This is a genomic window from Bradyrhizobium sp. 155 (assembly GCF_023101105.1).
Classification (GTDB): Bacteria; Pseudomonadota; Alphaproteobacteria; order Rhizobiales; family Xanthobacteraceae; genus Bradyrhizobium; species Bradyrhizobium canariense_D.
In genome coordinates this window covers 5,922,832-5,938,179 of the sequence record NZ_CP064704.1, presented here as the reverse complement: position 1 = coordinate 5,938,179, position 15,348 = coordinate 5,922,832, and the positions used below count along the sequence as shown (strand labels likewise).

The window sequence follows — 15,348 nt, the reverse complement described above, 5'->3', positions numbered from 1 at the left end:
TTGGCTACGCGATTCAAGATCGGCACACGCAAGAGCGCGATGGCGCTGGCACAGACGGAAGAGATCGCGCGCCGCCTGACCGCCGCCATGCCCGATCTCGACGTCGAGATCGTCAAGTTCGACACCACGGGCGATCTCGACCAGACCAGTAAGCTGTTGCCCCATGGCGGCAAGGGCGGTGCCTTCGTGGCGCAGATCCGCGCCGCGGTGCTGTCGGGCGAACTCCACGCGGCGATGCATTCGCTGAAGGACATGCCCGGCAACGAAGACACGCCCGGCCTCGTGATCGGCGCCACGCTCTCGCGCGATCCTCCCAACGACGCGCTGGTGCTGCGTGACGGCGTGACGCTGGAGGCGTTGCGCCAATCTCGTGGCAAGGGTTTCAAGATCGGCACCAACGCCGTCCGCCGCGCCGCCTATGCGCGGCGGTTGTTTCCGGACGTGGAGATCATCCACTTCCGCGGCGCCGCGGACACGCGCGTGCGAAAACTCGACAATGGCGAGAAGCAGCGCCTGCCGGATGGCGGCGCGGTGGGGCCTGCGGATGCGCTCATCATGGCGCGGTCCGGCCTCGACCGCGTCGGCCTTTCACAGCGCATCGCCTACGAGTTTACCGCAGCCGAGATGCTGCCGGCAGCGGGGCAGGGCATCGTCGCCGTCGAATGCGCCGCGCAGGACTGGCAGACGCGTCGCGTCCTCGCATCGATCGACGATCCCGCTGCCCACGCCTGCGCCGATGCAGAGCGCGAGGTGCTGTGGGTGCTGAACGGCCATTGCAATTCGCCGGTGGCGGGCTTTTCGACCATTGCGGGTGATCAGATGTCGCTCACCGCGTCCGTGCTCGATCTCTCCGGCAACACCATCATCGAAGCCTTGCGTTCGGGCCCCGCCAATCGCCCACGCGAACTCGGCCGTGCGGTGGGACTGGATCTGCTGGCCAAGGGCGCCGCGGAGATCATCGAGCGCAGCCGGCCGCGCTAAGTCTGCCGCGAGGCGGGGGTCGGTGGGATGATGGCATCATGCGCCTGTTTTGCCCGACGGGTCAAATGTTGGCGCGCTCTGATGCGATGACGGCGCACCTGATTTCAGTCCGCCCTAAGTCATTGATCGGGCGTGGCCTCTCTACTGTGCATGGAGTTGTTTTCGCGTTTTTTTGTTTTTCCGCTCCCCAGGCGCAAAATAAATCAGCCCCGAACCCGCTTCAGCATCTGCTCGACATGGGCGATCGGCGTCTCCGGCTGGATGCCGTGGCCGAGATTGAAGATGAACCGCCCTTGCGCGAAATTCGCCAGCGTATCGTCGATCGCGCGGTCGAGCGCGGCGCCGCCTGTGATCAGCACCAGCGGATCGAGATTGCCCTGAACCGCAACCTTGCTCTGCACGCGCTCGCGGATGAAGGCCGGCTCCGCGGTCCAGTCGATGCTGACGGCGTTGACGCCGGTCGCCTCGACGAACCCGGGCAGTTGCGCACCGGCACCGCGCGGAAAGCCGATGATCTTGGCGTCCGGCACCTTGGCGCGCACGCCTTCGACGATGCGCCGGGTCGGCTCGATCGACCATCGCGCGAACTCGGAGGGTGGCAGCACGCCGGCCCAGGTGTCGAAGATCTGCAAGGCGCTGGCGCCGGCCGCAAGCTGCGCCAGCAGATATTCGATCGAGTTCTCGACCAGCACGTCGATGATCTCGGCGAACGCCTCCGGATGCCGGTAGGCCATCATCCGCGCCGGGGCCTGGTCGGGCGTACCCTGGCCGGCGACCATGTAGGTCGCCACCGTCCACGGAGCGCCGCAGAAGCCGATCAGCGCGATCTTGGGATCGAGCGCGCTGCGCACGATCTTGAGGGCCTCGAACACCGGCGCGAGCTTGCCGAAATCGGCGTGCTTCGCCAGTGTTGCGACCTTGGCGGGATCATCCAGCGGTTCGAGCCGCGGACCCTCGCCGACCTCGAAGCGCACGGAACGTCCGAGCGCATAGGGGATCACCAGGATGTCGGAGAAGATGATCGCCGCATCGAAGCCGAACCTCCGGATCGGTTGCAGCGTCACCTCGGCGGTAAGCTCCGGGTTGAAGCAGAGATCGAGAAAGCCGCCGGCCTTGGCGCGCACCTCGCGATATTCGGGCAAGTAACGGCCGGCCTGCCGCATCATCCAGATCGGCGGAACGACCTGCCGCGGGCCGGAGAGGACGTCGATGAATGGTTTGGTCGCAGACTGGGGCACGAACGGTCCTGAAGATGGTTAGGGCTCCTGATACACCGCCACGGCCCGAAGCGGAACAGGGGAACCAAGCGCAATTGGGCCGCGTTGACCAGCCAACGGAGGACGAGACCATGGCTGAGACATTCAACCCCGCGCCGCATGACAAGCACGCCGACGATCTGCACGAAGCGCTCGCCGCCGACCGCCACGCCAAGCTCGACGCCGGTCTGAAAGATACCTTCCCGGCGTCCGACCCCGTGAGCGCCGCCCAGCCGACGCCCTCGAAGGCCGATGCGGAGGCCGACAATCCCTCGCTCTGGGACAAGGTTAAGGCGATCTTCAGCTAAGGCGGAGAGCGCCGGATTCCGATAGGTTTGCTAATGCCTTGTTAGCGATGCGCTGATTCCGGCGTCCGTACGACTACGGAAAGCCGGGGACATCACTGCATATTTCTCCCGGTGTTTCAGAGTTCAATAACAGAAGCAGCAGAGTTTCCGGGCATCGGAGAATTCTGCTGCATGAGTGCTGTGACCCAAAGAGCCGGATGGAGCCGCCTGCCGCTGCGGGCGGCTGCGTTCGTCGCGCTGACCTGCGTGGCCATCCTCGGCGTCAGCGGCTGGCGGGAATGGGCGGCCCGCGACGCGGTGCTCAAGGGCGCCGAGGCAGAAATGGCGAACGTTGCGCGCTCGCTGACGCAACATGCCGAGGACAGCCTCGATCTCCTGGATTCAGGCGTCGTCGGCGTCGTCAGCCGGCTGGAGATGGACGGCAGTGAGCCGGCCACGATCGCCAAGCTCCGAAACCTGCTGGAGGCGCGAAAGAAGGCGATAGAGCGCATCCATAGCCTCGCCATCATCGACGAGCGCGGCAACTGGTTGACCTCGCCCGGCACGATCGGCTCGACGCTCAATGACGACGCGTTCTTCCGCTATCACCAGCTCTCGCCGAAACGGGAACCCCATGTCGGCCGCCCCGTGAAGAGCCTGCTCGACGGCGAGTGGGTCGTCACCCTGTCGCGCCGTTTCAACAAGCTGGACGGCAGCTTCGGCGGCGTGGTGCTCGCGACCATCAGCTCGGGATATCTCTCGCATTTCTACGAACAGTTCGAGATCGGCCGCAACAGCTCGGTGGCGCTGACGCACGGCGACGGCCTGATCATCGCGCGTAACCCCAGCAACGACAGGTTCGTCGGTCGCAGCGTTGCCGATACGCCGCTGTTCCGCGATACCGCCTTGCAGCGGCCGGGCGGCGCCTACCATTTCAAGTCGCCGCTCGACGGTGCCGACCGGGTCAGCTTCTTCAAGCGCTCCGGCCGTTATCCGCTGGTCCTGCTCGCCACCGTCGACAAGGCCGAATTGCTGGCGCCCTGGCGTGCTGCGGCGATCTCCCGCATGCTCTACGTGCTCGCGCTGGTCATGCTGATCGCGATCATCGGTGCGGTGTTGGTGCGGCAGCTGCAACGGGGCCAGAGTATGGCGGCCGCGCTGGTCGAGAAGGAAGCGCATTTCCGGCTGCTTGCCGAAGGCTCCAGTGACATGGTGACCCGTATCGGGCTCGACGAGCGGCTGCGCTATGTCTCGCCGTCATCGATCGGCGTCGTTGGCTGGCGCGCCAATCAACTGATCGGTACCCTCGCGCTGGCCGGCATTCACCCGGACGACCGGCCGCAGGTCCAGGCCCTCGTCGACGCCATGAAGCGCGGCGATGCGGAGGAGGCGCGGGTCACCTATCGCAATGTGCACCGGCAGAACTCGGAAGTCTGGCTCGAATCGACCATGCGGGTGACCCGCAAGGAGAATGGCCGCGTCGACGGCGTGGTCGCGATCTCGCGCGACATCACCGAGCAGAAGAAGCTCGAGACCCGGCTCGAAACGCTCGCGATCGAAGACAGCCTCACCGGGCTTGCCAATCGCCGCCGCTTCGATGAACGATTGAAGGAGGAGTGGGCGCGTGCCTATCGCGAGCGCTCCAGCCTCTCTTTGCTGATGATCGACGTCGACCACTTCAAGTCTTACAACGACGACTACGGCCATCCCGCGGGCGATGCCTGCCTCCGGCAGGTGGCCCAGATCATCGCTGCTGAGGCGCAGCGTTCCGGCGATCTTGCGGCGCGTTACGGCGGCGAGGAGTTCGCCATGTTGTTGCCGAACACCGACGCTGCGGGCTGCGCCCTGATCGGCGACCGGATTCGACGGGCGATCCGTGATGCGGGCCTGGTCCACACCAGCAACCATGTGGCTGGCTGCGTCACCGCTTCGCTCGGCGGTGCTGCGTGCCGGCCGGCGCTGGAGCGCACGGCCGGCGTCACCTCGCTGGTCGAGGCCGCCGACCAGGCGCTCTATGCCGCCAAGGAGGCCGGGCGCAACCGGCTGATGATGTCGGGCGAGGTGAGTAACCTTCTTCTCAAGGCGTCCGGTCAGTAAGCCCGCTCAATAATGCGGCGGACGCTCATTGGCGGCTCCCGGCGCATTCGCCTCGGCCTCCTGCAGCCGCTCGCCGAGCTCTGCGATTCTCCGCGTCAGCGCGTCGATCTGCTTCCACTGCGCGGTGATGGTCTGGTTCAGCGTCTCAATCGCGTCGTCCTGATAGGCGAGGCGGGTCTCCAGCGTGTCGATGCGCTCGCCGAGCGTCTTGATCTCATTCGTCACGTGCCGCGTCCTTGTCCCGTTCGCGCAATCCAAATTCTTGCAAACCAAGTTGTTGCAAACCGTGGCCGAGCGCGACACGCTCATCGAACACGAAGCATTCGCCGCGCCAGCGACTCTGAGCCTCCGGCACCTCTTCCAGATATTTGAGAATGCCGCCCTTGAGGTGATAGACCTCGGCAAAGCCGCGCGCGAGCAGGTGTGCGCTCGCCTTCTCGCAGCGGATGCCGCCGGTGCAGAACATCGCGATTCTGCGGTGTCTGGCGGGATCGAGCTGCTCGGCCGCAAAATCTTTGAACTGGCCAAAGCTCCTGATGCCGGGGTCGAGCGCGCCCTCGAACGTCCCCATCGCCACCTCGAAGGCGTTCCTGGTGTCGAGCACCAGCGTATCCGGCGCTTCGATGAGCGCGTTCCATTCGGCCGCATCGACATAGGTGCCGACCTGCCGCGTCGGGTCGGCGCTTTCGTCGCCGAGCGTGACGATCTCCTTCTTCAACCGCACCTTGAGCCGGCCGAATGGCATCGTCTCGGCGGTCGAGAACTTCAATTCGAGATTGTTCAACCTGCCGCCGAACATGTCGCCGTGAGCGAGCTCTTGGGTGAGCGCGTCGATGGCCTCGCCCGCGCCCGCGACCGTGCCGTTGATGCCCTCCTGCGCGAGCAGCACGCTGCCCTTTAGCTCCAGGCCGGCGCAGAACGCGCGCAGTGGCTCGCGCAGCTCGCGGTAATCGGGCAGCGCGGCGAATTGGTAGAAGGCGGCGACCTTGTAAATCATGGCGCCCGTTTAGCAGGCGGGGCTCGCCCGGAAAACCCGCATCGAGCAGCTCTATTCCCGGCGGATGGCAGCCATTTCCCTGGCATGCCAGCATTGCCCCGGCCGGCCGGAATGTGTCATGTAGGCCCGGTTTTTCCGAGATGGCGCGCCATCCGCACCAGACGCCCAATGAGAGCAGAATTCGATGAGAAACTTCCATTTCCCCGGCAGGTCCACGGTCCACGCCACCAACGCGATGGTGGCGACCTCGCATCCGCAGGCGTCGCTTGCCGCGATCGAGGTGCTGCGCGAGGGCGGCACGGCGGTGGACGCGGCCGTCGCGGGTTCGGCCATTCTCGGCGTGATCGAGCCGCAATCGACCGGCATCGGCGGCGACTGCTTTGCGCTGATCCAGCCGCGCGGCGGGGGCAAGATCATCGCCTATAACGGCTCCGGCCGCGCCCCGAAGGCGGCGAACGCCGATTGGTATCTCGAGCGCAAGATCAACTCCGTGCCGCTGACCTCGGCGCATGCGGTCTCGATCCCCGGCGTGATCGACGCCTTTGCAACCGTCTTGCGCGATCACGGCAAGTTCGGCTTCGACCGGCTGCTTCAGCCCGCGATCAAGGCGGCCGAGGAAGGCTACGTCGTCGCCCCCCGCATCGCCTTCGACTGGAAGAACCAGTTCGAGAAGCTGAAGGCCGGCACCAACACGGAGCGGTATCTGCTGCCGCACGGCAAGCCGCCGGTGGCCGGCGACGTCATCCGCCAGGCCGAGCTCGGCAAGACGCTGCGGGCGATCGCCAAGGACGGCCGCGACGCCTTCTACAAGGGCCCGATCGCGGAAGACATGGTGGAGACCCTGCGCGGGATCGGCGGCCTGCACACGCTCGACGATTTCGCCGCGCACACCACTGAGACGACGACGCCGATCGGGACCATGTACAAGGGCTATGACGTCTGGCAGTGCCCGCCGAACGGACCCGGCCTCACCATGCTGCTGATGCTGAACATCCTGTCGCGTTTCGACCTGACGAAATACGCGCCGCTCAGCATCGAGCGCTTCCACCTCGAAGCCGAGGCCGCGCGCATCGCCTACATGCATCGCGAGCTGCATGTCGCCGATCCCGAGCATATGCAGATCGAGGTCGCCAGGATCCTCGCCAAGGAATACTGCAACGAGCACATCGACAAGATCCGCATGGACGGCATGCTCGACCTGCCGAACGTCGCGCCGCCGATGAACCCGTCGACCATCTACATCACCGTCGTGGACAAGGACCGCAACGTCTGCTCCTTCATCAACTCGGTTGCGCATTCCTTCGGCTCGGCGATCGTCTCGAACAAGACCGGCATTTTGCTCCAGAACCGCGCCGGCGGCTTCCGCATCCAGCCCGGCCACCCGAATTGCATCGCCGGCGACAAGCGTCCACTGCACACGATCATGCCAAGCCTGCTCACCAAGGGCGGCCGTTCCGTGATGCCGTTCGCGGTGATGGGCGGACAATATCAGCCGGTTGGCCAGACCCATGTGGTGACCAACATTCTCGATTATGGCTGCGACGTGCAGGAGGCGATCGATATGCCGCGCGGCCTGCATTATGAAGGTCAGTACCAGCTCGAGGACAGCGTGCCGGCCGCCATTGTCGAAGGCCTGAAGAAGCTCGGCCACAAGACCACCAGCGTCGTCGGTCCGCTCGGCGGCGCGCAGGCGATCTGGATCGACTGGGACAAGGGCACGCTCACCGGCGGTTCCGATCCGCGCAAAGACGGTTGCGCGCTTGGATACTGACCACCGCGCACGGAGTTCCCCGCGCGAGATCAGGAAAAGTTGACGAAGGGCGACGCGGCATTTGCTGCGTCGCCCTTTCTCGTTCGGAACGGAGCTCATTGCTTCAGGTTAAGGGCCGATGAGCGGTGCAGGCGTGCGCTGCTCTTGCTCGAAGCGGCGGAGGCCCTCCATGTCCGAAAAATCAGGTTCCGGACCGTCCGAATTCGATCGGCGCGCCTTCATGGCCGGCGTTGCCGGCAGCGCGCTGGTCCCCATGACGGCGCGTGCGGCCGCGCAGGATGCGAGCGTGTCGGCCGCCCAGGATCCGGCGCTTCCTGTCGATGTCACGCTGCGGGTCAACGGCAAGGACAAGCGCCTGCGCATCGACGCCCGCACGACGGTGCTCGACGCGCTGCGGGAGCATCTCAAGCTCACCGGCAGCAAAAAGGGCTGCGACCACGGCCAATGTGGTGCCTGCACGGTACTGATCGACGACCGGCGCGTGGTGTCGTGCCTGACGCTCGCGCTCGCGGCCGAGGGGCAGGAGATCACCACGATCGAGGGCCTTGCCACCGACGATCATTTGCATCCGATGCAGCAGGCCTTCGTCGACAACGATGCGTTTCAATGCGGCTATTGTACGCCGGGCCAGATCATGTCCGCCGTTGCCTGCGTCAAGGAGCGGCATGCGGGCAGCGAGGCCGACATCCGCGAATACATGAGCGGCAACATCTGCCGCTGCGCCGCCTATCCCAACATCGTCGCCGCCGTGAAGCAGGCCGCGCCCGAGATCATGAAAGGCTAGGCGCATGCGACCGTTTTCGTATCAAAGGGCAACAGACCCCGACATGGCGGTGCAGGCGCTCAGTGCTGCCGCAACTGCGAACAATCCGCTGACGAAGGCTACAGCACAGCCGCTCGCTGGTGGCACCACGCTGATCGACCTGATGAAGCTGGACGTGATGCGGCCCGCCGCGATCGTCGATATCAATCCGCTGGCGCGGGGCTGGTCGGCGATCGAGCCCGGCAGTGACGGCTTGCGGCTCGGCGCGCTCGCGAAGATGTCCGACGTGGCCGCGCATGCCGAGATCCAGCGCCACTATCCGGTGATCGCGAATTCCCTGAAGCTCGCCGCCAGCGCCCAGCTGCGCAACATGGCGACGCTCGGCGGTAACGTGATGCAGCGAACGCGTTGCAGCTATTTCCGCGACGTTTCCTATGAGAATTGCAACAAGCGCAATCCTGGTTCGGGCTGTGCCGCCATGGACGGCGTCAATCGCATGCATGCGGTGCTCGGTACGTCCGATCAGTGCATCGCGACCTATCCCGGCGATTTTGCGCAGGCGCTGATCGCGCTCGATGCGATGGTCGAGATTACCGGCAGGTCCGGAACGCGCAACCTGCCGTTTGCGGATTTGCACAAGGCACCCGGCAGGACGCCCGACATCGAGACCACGCTTCGGCCCGGTGAGCTGATCTCTGCGTTCTCCGTTCCCGGCCGCTGGCCGCGCTCGGTGTATCTCAAGGCGCGCGACCGGCAGTCCTACGAGTTCGCGCTGTCGTCGGCTGCGGTCGCGCTCGACGTGCAGGATGGCACGATCAGGGACGCGCGTGTCGCGCTCGGCGGCGTCGCCACCGTGCCGTGGCGGGCGCGCGAGGCGGAGGCGCTGCTGAAGGGACAGAAATTCGACGACGGTCTGGCGCAGCGTGTGGCCGATGCCGCGTTTGCCGACGCCAGGGGCCGCCAGCACAACAGCTTCAAGATCGCGCTCGGCAAGCGCGTGGTGGCGCGCGCGCTCCAGCAGGCCGTAACGATGGAGATCTGATCATGACCGCTGCAGCTCCCGAGCCGAAAGCGAACATGGGCAAGCCGGTGCCGCGCTATGACGCGGCCGCAAAGGTCACGGGCCGGGCGACATATGCGTCCGACATGCCGCTCGACAATCCAGCTTACGCATTCCTGGTCACCAGCGCCATCGCCAAGGGCCGCATCGACAGTTTCGATCTCGACGATGCCAGGCGGGTCCGCGGCGTGATCGACATCGTCACGCACGAGAACGCTCCGAAGCTGAAGGAATCGAAACTGTTCAGCAATGGCGGCTATGCCGGCACCACGATCCAGCCGCTGAAATCGGCCGACATCGCCCATGACGGCCAGATCATCGCCGTCGTCATCGCCGAGAGTTACGAGGCGGCGCGCGAGGCCGCCAATCGCGTCAAGGTCAGCTACACGGCCGCGGCGCCGAGTGCGAGCTTCGACTCGCCGGGGACCACCACGGCAGCGGCAAAGGGGCAGAACGCACAGTTCAAGGAAGACCCGGAGGTCGGCGATTTCGCCAAGGCGTTCGACGCGGCCGAGGTCAAGCTCACCGCCTCTTATGAAACGCCGACCCAGCACCACAATCCGATGGAGCTGTTTACGACGAGCTGCGCCTGGATGGGCGACGAGCTCGTCGTCTACGAGGGCAGCCAGTACGTCTACGGCCTGAAGAACGGCGTCGCCGAGCAGCTCGGTATCGACGCCGACAAGGTCCGTGTCGTCAATCCCTATGTCGGCGGCGGCTTTGGTTCGCGCGGTTCGATGACGTCCCGCACTGCCATCATCGCCGGCATTGCCAAACGCCTGAACCGGCCGATCAAGCTGGTGCCAACCCGCGACCAGGGTTTCACCATCGCCACCTACCGCGCCGAGACGCGCCATGAGATCAGGCTTGGTGCGGGTCGGGACGGCAAGCTGGTGGCTTTGAGGCACGACGGCGCGGAGGTTTCGTCGCGTCCGGATGCCTATTGCGTCGGCGGCACCAAGACGACGACGCGGCTCTATGCCTGCCCGAACGTCGCAAGTCTGGTGTCGATCGTGCGCGCCGACCGCAATACGCCCGGCTTCATGCGCTCGCCGCCGGAGGTGCCGTATCTCTTCGCGCTGGAGAGCGCGATGGACGAGCTCGCTGTGAAGCTGAACATGGACCCCGTCGAGCTCCGCCGCATCAACGACACCACCGTCGAGCCGATCGGCGGCAAGCCCTATACATCGCGGTCCTTGATGGCGTGCTTCGACGAGGCCGCGAAGGCGTTCGGCTGGTCGCAGCGCTCGCCGCAGCCGAAATCGATGTCGGACGGCGACTGGCTGGTCGGCTATGGCTGTGCTGCCACCTGCTATCCGACGCAGATGGCGCCGTCTGCCGCGCGCGTCCGCCTCCAGCGCGACGGCCGTACCCGGGTCGAGATCGCCGGTCACGAGATCGGCACCGGTGCGTATACCGTCATCGCCCAGACCGCGGCCGAGCGGCTCGGCGTGCCCCTGGAGAAGGTCGCGGTCTTCCTGGGTGACAGCGATCTGCCGCCGGCGCCCGTTGCCGGCGGTTCGAACTCGACTGCCAGCACCTGCTCGGCGGTGATGATGGTGTGCGACCGCATTCGCCAAAGGCTGTTCAAGGCCGTGATGCCGAGCGACAGCCTCGCCGACAAGGCCAAGGAGACTGTCGGCATCAGCCAGGCGCCGAGCACGCAGGCGGCGCAGAGCGATCGTCCACTCGATCTCGAGAAGGCCTTCGACGCGCTCGGCGTCGGCATCGTCGAGGAATACGGCGAGTGGAAGCCCGAAGGCGCGCCGCTGGATTCCTTCACGGCCATGCACAGCGGGCACGCGCGGCTCGTCGGTGGCCATCAGATGAAAGACAAGATCGCCTATGCCTTCGGTGCTGAGTTCGTCGAGGTCCGCGTCAACCGCTTTACCCATGAAATCCGCTGCCCCCGGCTGGTGGGAGCGTTTGCGGCGGGCCGCATCATGAATCCGCGCACGGCGCGCAGCCAGCTCATGGGCGGCCTGATCTGGGGCATGTCCTCGGCGCTGCTGGAGGCCACCGAGATCGACGAGCGCAATGCACGCTACGTCAACGATAATCTCGCCGACTATCTCGTCCCCGTGAATGCCGACGTGCCCGGTGTCGAAGTGATCCTGCTCTCCGAGCAGGACGACCGTATCAACCCGGCCGGCGTGAAAGGCCTTGGCGAGCTCGCCAATGTCGGCACCAATGCGGCGATCTGCAATGCGATCTATCACGCCACGGGCCAGCGCATCCGCAAGCTGCCCGTGCGGCTCGAAAATATCGAGGTGTGAGGGGTGGAAACGGCGTCAGCGTTGCGCTAGACACCTTGCGCCTCAAACGGAAGGTCTCTTATGCAGCGTTTACAGCGCATGCTCCTCGCCATCATGTCGGCACTCGCGATCACCGTGATCGCCGGCGTGTCCGATTTCGTTTCCACCACGGCCTCGGCCCAGACCGCAGGGAAGACCATGACAACAGCTTCAGGTTTGCAGATTACCGATAGCGTCGCCGGCACCGGAGCTTCGCCCAAGCCGGGCCAGATCTGCGTGATGCACTACACCGGCTGGCTCTACGAGAACGGCCAGAAGGGCAAGAAATTCGACTCGTCAGTGGATCGCAACGAGCCTTTCGAATTCCCGATCGGCAAGGGCCGCGTCATCGCCGGCTGGGACGAGGGTGTTGCCTCCATGAAGGTCGGCGGCAAGCGCACGCTGATCATTCCGCCGCAGCTCGGCTATGGCGCCCGGGGCGCAGGCGGCGTGATCCCGCCGAACGCGACGCTGATGTTCGACGTGGAATTGCTCGGGGTGAAGTAAGCCCGCAAACAAAAAGACCGGCCTCTCGGCCGGTCTTTTCGCATTCAGTGCGACGCCGTTACTCCGTCGCGCGCTTGGCCGCAGCGGCTGCGCGATCAACCGCGTCCTTCGCGGCGTCCTTGGCGTCGCCCATGGCCTGCTGGCCCTTGCCCTTCACTTCCTGGACTGCACCTTCACCCTTCAGGCGCTCGGATCCAGTGGCTTCACCGACGCCCCGCTTGGCCTTGCCCATTGCCTCGTTTGCGGTGCCCTTGATCTTGTCGGTCGTGCTACCCATGAAACTCTCCTGCGGTTTGCTCGCCAAGACAACGTTCGACGGTTATGAGGGTTCCGATTTTGTTATGGCTCGATGTCGCGGCTTTGGGTTAGTTTGCCGCACACGGAACCAATAGAAAGCAAGTCCCATGACCGGCCATGACCATTCGCATTCCCACCATGACCACGATCACCACGATCGCTGGAAACATGACGGCGTGCGCGTCATTCCCGGCAACCAGCTCGATACCAACGTTCCGTCGACGGCGGGCATGGACCGCGCGGCCGCGATCAATTTCGCGCGCGTCGGTGCGCAGAAATTGTGGGCGGGCACGGTCAGCATCAAGCCCGACGCCAAGACCGGCGCGCATCACCACGGCCATCTCGAAAGCGTGATCTATGTGGTGAAGGGCAAGGCGCGGATGCGCTGGGGCGAGAGCCTGCAATTCACCGCAGAGGCCGGCCCCGGTGACTTCATTTTCGTGCCGCCCTACGTGCCCCATCAGGAGATCAACGCCAGCGCGGACGAGGTGCTGGAATGCGTGCTGGTGCGCAGCGACGGCGAGGCGGTGGCGATCAACCTCGATATCGAGCCGGTCGAGAAGCCAGCGACCGTCCTGTGGGTCGATCCCATTCACCGCGATCCGAACGAGAAGAAGTGAGGATCGCCTGAAAGCCAGCGGGTTCTGTGTGACAGAACCTCGCGGGCAGGGCTCCAAAAAAGATCCGGAAGCCGTGTCGGATCGCCGCTTGGCTGTCCGTCCTTGGGCAGAACCCCGCCCAAGGAGCTCCGATGCCCAGGATGATTTTCCTCAATCTGCCCGTGACCGACCTCAAGCGCGCCACTGCCTTTTACGAGGCGGTCGGTGCGACCAGGAACCCGCAATTCAGCGACGAAACAGCGAGCTGCATGGTCTTTTCCGAGACCATCTACGCGATGCTGACGACCCACGAGAAATTCCGGCAGTTCACGCCGAAGCCGATCTCGGATGCAAAGACCTCAAACCAGGCGCTATTCTGCCTGTCCGCCGATAGCCGGACCGAGGTCGACGATATCGTCAGCAAGGCCGCGGCTGCAGGCGGGGTGGCCGATCCCAGCCCGAAGGACGAATACAGCTTCATGTACGGCCGCAGCTTCGAGGATCCGGACGGCCACATGTGGGGCGTGAACTGGATGGACATGGCAGCCTTCGCGGCGCAGTCCGACATGGCGAACGCCTGATCTAACCCCACAACAGCAAGAAACCGAAGAGGAGCATTCAAGATGTCCAAGGTCGTTCCCTGCATGTGGTTCAACGGCGATGCCGAGGAAGCCGCGAAGTTCTACGTCTCGCTCGTGCCGAATTCGGCGATCACGCATGTTCAGCGCAACGTTTCAGATGGCCCGTCCGGCAAGGAAGGCTCCGTGCTCGTCGTCGAATTCTCGGTGGCGGGACAGCCTTTGGTCGCGCTCAACGGCGGCATGAAAATGGAATACACCCACGCGATCTCGCTGATGATCCATTGCGACGATCAGGCCCAGGTCGACAGCGTCTGGAATGCGTTCCTGGCCCATGGCGGCAAGGAAGAGCAGTGCGGCTGGCTCAGGGATCGCTGGGGCGTGGCCTGGCAGGTGGTGCCGAAGGTGATGTTCGAATTCCTCTCCAGCCCCGACAAGGCGGCTGCCGCACGCGCGATGCAGGCCATGATGAAGATGGTGAAACTGGACGTGGAGGCGCTGCGGCGGGCGTTCGATGGCAAGTCGGCGGCGTGAAGGGCGTCCCCTTGCCACATCCTCACTGTCATCGCCCGGCTTGACCGGGCCATCCAGTACGCCGAGACGGTCGTTGGTCAATCGATAGGCCGCGGCGTACTGGATGCCCCGGTCGAGCCGGGGCATGACAGCGGAATATGAGCGAAGGCCTGCCGCTAATAATTGATCCGCAGCCCCACGCCGCCATGGATGGTGTTACCCACCGGCTGCGGGCCGAGCGTGCCGTTGGCGAACAGGTCGACGATCCAGCCCTTCTGCACGCGGAAGCCGAGCCGGCCGCCATATTCGAACCAGCCCTGGTTACCCATGGTCGGCACCACCATGCCGTCACCGGTCACGGTGGCGACGATGCCGCTATGGCTGGCGAATGACTGCACCCAGCCACCATTGATGTTGGCCTCGATACTGCTGCCGTAGAGATGCGTCCACTGGCCGCCGATCTTGACCAGGCTGGTGCGGTCGGTGCCGGTCGCGATGCTGGCGTCGAACGGATTGAACGCCACTGCGCTGTCGGTATAGCCCGAGACACGCTGCCAGAGCTGCCAGACCTCGATCGAGGCGGCGACCTCGTCGCGGGGCGACACGCGGCTCATCCAGCCGGCGCGGCCATAAACGGCGTAGTTCGCGGCGTTGGTCGAACTCGTGACGTTCACCGGGCCGAGGCTGGTGTTGTAGCTGCGGGTGTAGCGCGCCTTCTCCCACGGCGTCAGGATCGTGCCGACGTCGAAGAACGGGCGCGACGAGCCCCAGTCGGTGAAATCATAGCGCAGCGCGAACGCGGCGATGGGAGCGCTTGTGATGTTGTAGCCGCCCTCGCTGTACTGCGTGTAGGCGATGCCGGCGAGCAGCGACAGATTGTTGGTCAGCTCCTTGCGGCCGTGGATTCCGGCCGAGAACGAGCCTGCGGAGCCGAACGCGCTGACGCAGTTGCTGCAATTGATCTGCTCGTTGACCCCGAGCAGCACCGTGCCAAGCACCCGGTTGGTGATCATCTGGTTGAAGCGCTGATTGGCAAGGCCGCCGATCGAGCTGCCGCTTGAATCCGCGCCGGTTGGTGTCGGTGTCGGCGTCGGGCTCGGCGAGGATGACGGATAAGGGCTCGGCGACGATGACGGGGTGGGGCTGGGCGAGGGCGAGGGGCTGTAGGTCGGCGTGGGCGAGGGGGAATAGCTCGGCGCCGGGGTGGGCGTCGACCCTCCGCACTCGGACTCGCAAATCGCGGCGGCTGCCGCCGGACGGGCATGGAACGCGACAAACGCAAACGCAGCCACGGCGGTCAGCACGCTCGCCAGGATGAAGCGCCTGAGGCTGGTGAGATTCGCCATCT

Annotated in this window: 16 protein-coding genes; 11 read left to right on the top strand and 5 right to left on the bottom strand. The window is 65.0% G+C overall.

Features of this window, described 5'->3' with window-relative positions; genetic code table 11:
* A complete protein-coding gene (gene hemC, locus IVA93_RS28715; protein ID WP_018455018.1) occupies positions 1-981 on the top strand; it encodes a hydroxymethylbilane synthase in 981 nt (326 codons plus the stop codon).
* 203 nt (positions 982-1,184) lie between these two features.
* Here the strand turns inward: hemC and hemE are convergent, their stop codons facing one another.
* Positions 1,185-2,219, bottom strand: a complete 1,035-nt coding sequence (hemE, locus tag IVA93_RS28710) for a uroporphyrinogen decarboxylase (protein ID WP_018455017.1) — start codon at positions 2,217-2,219, stop codon at positions 1,185-1,187.
* 110 nt (positions 2,220-2,329) lie between these two features.
* Between hemE and IVA93_RS28705 the strand changes: the two genes are divergently transcribed.
* Together IVA93_RS28705 and IVA93_RS28700 are read left to right on the top strand one after the other, a co-directional pair.
* Positions 2,330-2,545 (top strand): hypothetical protein, encoded by a 216-nt coding sequence (locus IVA93_RS28705; protein ID WP_007595236.1) that lies wholly within the window; start codon positions 2,330-2,332, stop codon positions 2,543-2,545.
* A 171-nt stretch (positions 2,546-2,716) separates the two neighbouring features.
* Positions 2,717-4,621 carry a sensor domain-containing diguanylate cyclase gene (locus IVA93_RS28700; RefSeq protein WP_018455016.1) on the top strand — a complete coding sequence of 635 codons (1,905 nt, stop codon included), beginning with the start codon at positions 2,717-2,719 and terminating at the stop codon, positions 4,619-4,621.
* Between the two features lie 6 nt (positions 4,622-4,627).
* Here the strand turns inward: IVA93_RS28700 and IVA93_RS28695 are convergent, their stop codons facing one another.
* Positions 4,628-4,846 (bottom strand): SlyX family protein, encoded by a 219-nt coding sequence (locus tag IVA93_RS28695; protein ID WP_007606917.1) that lies wholly within the window; start codon positions 4,844-4,846, stop codon positions 4,628-4,630.
* Positions 4,836-5,618 (bottom strand): oxygen-dependent tRNA uridine(34) hydroxylase TrhO, encoded by a 783-nt coding sequence (gene trhO / locus IVA93_RS28690; protein WP_018455015.1) that lies wholly within the window; start codon positions 5,616-5,618, stop codon positions 4,836-4,838. Before trhO ends, IVA93_RS28695 begins: the two co-directional genes overlap by 11 nt.
* A gap of 184 nt (positions 5,619-5,802) precedes the next feature.
* Here trhO and ggt point away from each other — a divergent pair, with 184 nt between their 5' ends.
* The 5 genes from ggt to IVA93_RS28665 all read left to right on the top strand — a co-directional run bounded on the left by ggt (position 5,803) and on the right by IVA93_RS28665 (position 12,013).
* Positions 5,803-7,389, top strand: coding sequence for a gamma-glutamyltransferase (gene ggt / locus IVA93_RS28685; protein WP_247789279.1), 1,587 nt, complete (start codon positions 5,803-5,805; stop codon positions 7,387-7,389).
* Positions 7,390-7,558: 169 nt separating this feature from the next.
* Complete coding sequence (locus IVA93_RS28680; protein ID WP_026232860.1) at positions 7,559-8,173, top strand: (2Fe-2S)-binding protein; 615 nt, start codon at positions 7,559-7,561, stop codon at positions 8,171-8,173.
* 4 nt (positions 8,174-8,177) lie between these two features.
* The gene (locus IVA93_RS28675; RefSeq protein WP_026232859.1) at positions 8,178-9,194 is read left to right on the top strand and encodes an FAD binding domain-containing protein; all 1,017 of its coding nucleotides are present in this window, start codon (positions 8,178-8,180) and stop codon (positions 9,192-9,194) included.
* 2 nt (positions 9,195-9,196) lie between these two features.
* Positions 9,197-11,488: a xanthine dehydrogenase family protein molybdopterin-binding subunit gene (locus tag IVA93_RS28670; protein ID WP_018455010.1), complete on the top strand. Its 2,292-nt coding sequence runs from the start codon at positions 9,197-9,199 to the stop codon at positions 11,486-11,488.
* Between the two features lie 60 nt (positions 11,489-11,548).
* Positions 11,549-12,013, top strand: coding sequence for an FKBP-type peptidyl-prolyl cis-trans isomerase (locus tag IVA93_RS28665; protein WP_026232858.1), 465 nt, complete (start codon positions 11,549-11,551; stop codon positions 12,011-12,013).
* 58 nt (positions 12,014-12,071) lie between these two features.
* On the opposite strand, the gene IVA93_RS28660 is transcribed toward IVA93_RS28665, so the two are convergent.
* Positions 12,072-12,290: a CsbD family protein gene (locus tag IVA93_RS28660; RefSeq protein ID WP_247542167.1), complete on the bottom strand. Its 219-nt coding sequence runs from the start codon at positions 12,288-12,290 to the stop codon at positions 12,072-12,074.
* 127 nt (positions 12,291-12,417) lie between these two features.
* Here IVA93_RS28660 and IVA93_RS28655 point away from each other — a divergent pair, with 127 nt between their 5' ends.
* From IVA93_RS28655 to IVA93_RS28645, 3 genes are all read left to right on the top strand, one after another.
* Positions 12,418-12,930, top strand: a complete 513-nt coding sequence (locus IVA93_RS28655; RefSeq protein WP_018455007.1) for a cupin domain-containing protein — start codon at positions 12,418-12,420, stop codon at positions 12,928-12,930.
* 131 nt (positions 12,931-13,061) lie between these two features.
* The gene (locus IVA93_RS28650; protein WP_026232857.1) at positions 13,062-13,490 is read left to right on the top strand and encodes a VOC family protein; all 429 of its coding nucleotides are present in this window, start codon (positions 13,062-13,064) and stop codon (positions 13,488-13,490) included.
* Between the two features lie 42 nt (positions 13,491-13,532).
* The gene (locus IVA93_RS28645; RefSeq protein ID WP_018455005.1) at positions 13,533-14,021 is read left to right on the top strand and encodes a VOC family protein; all 489 of its coding nucleotides are present in this window, start codon (positions 13,533-13,535) and stop codon (positions 14,019-14,021) included.
* 155 nt (positions 14,022-14,176) lie between these two features.
* Here the strand turns inward: IVA93_RS28645 and IVA93_RS28640 are convergent, their stop codons facing one another.
* Positions 14,177-15,346 (bottom strand): hypothetical protein, encoded by a 1,170-nt coding sequence (locus IVA93_RS28640; RefSeq protein WP_085384930.1) that lies wholly within the window; start codon positions 15,344-15,346, stop codon positions 14,177-14,179.
* Positions 15,347-15,348 lie beyond the last annotated feature (2 nt).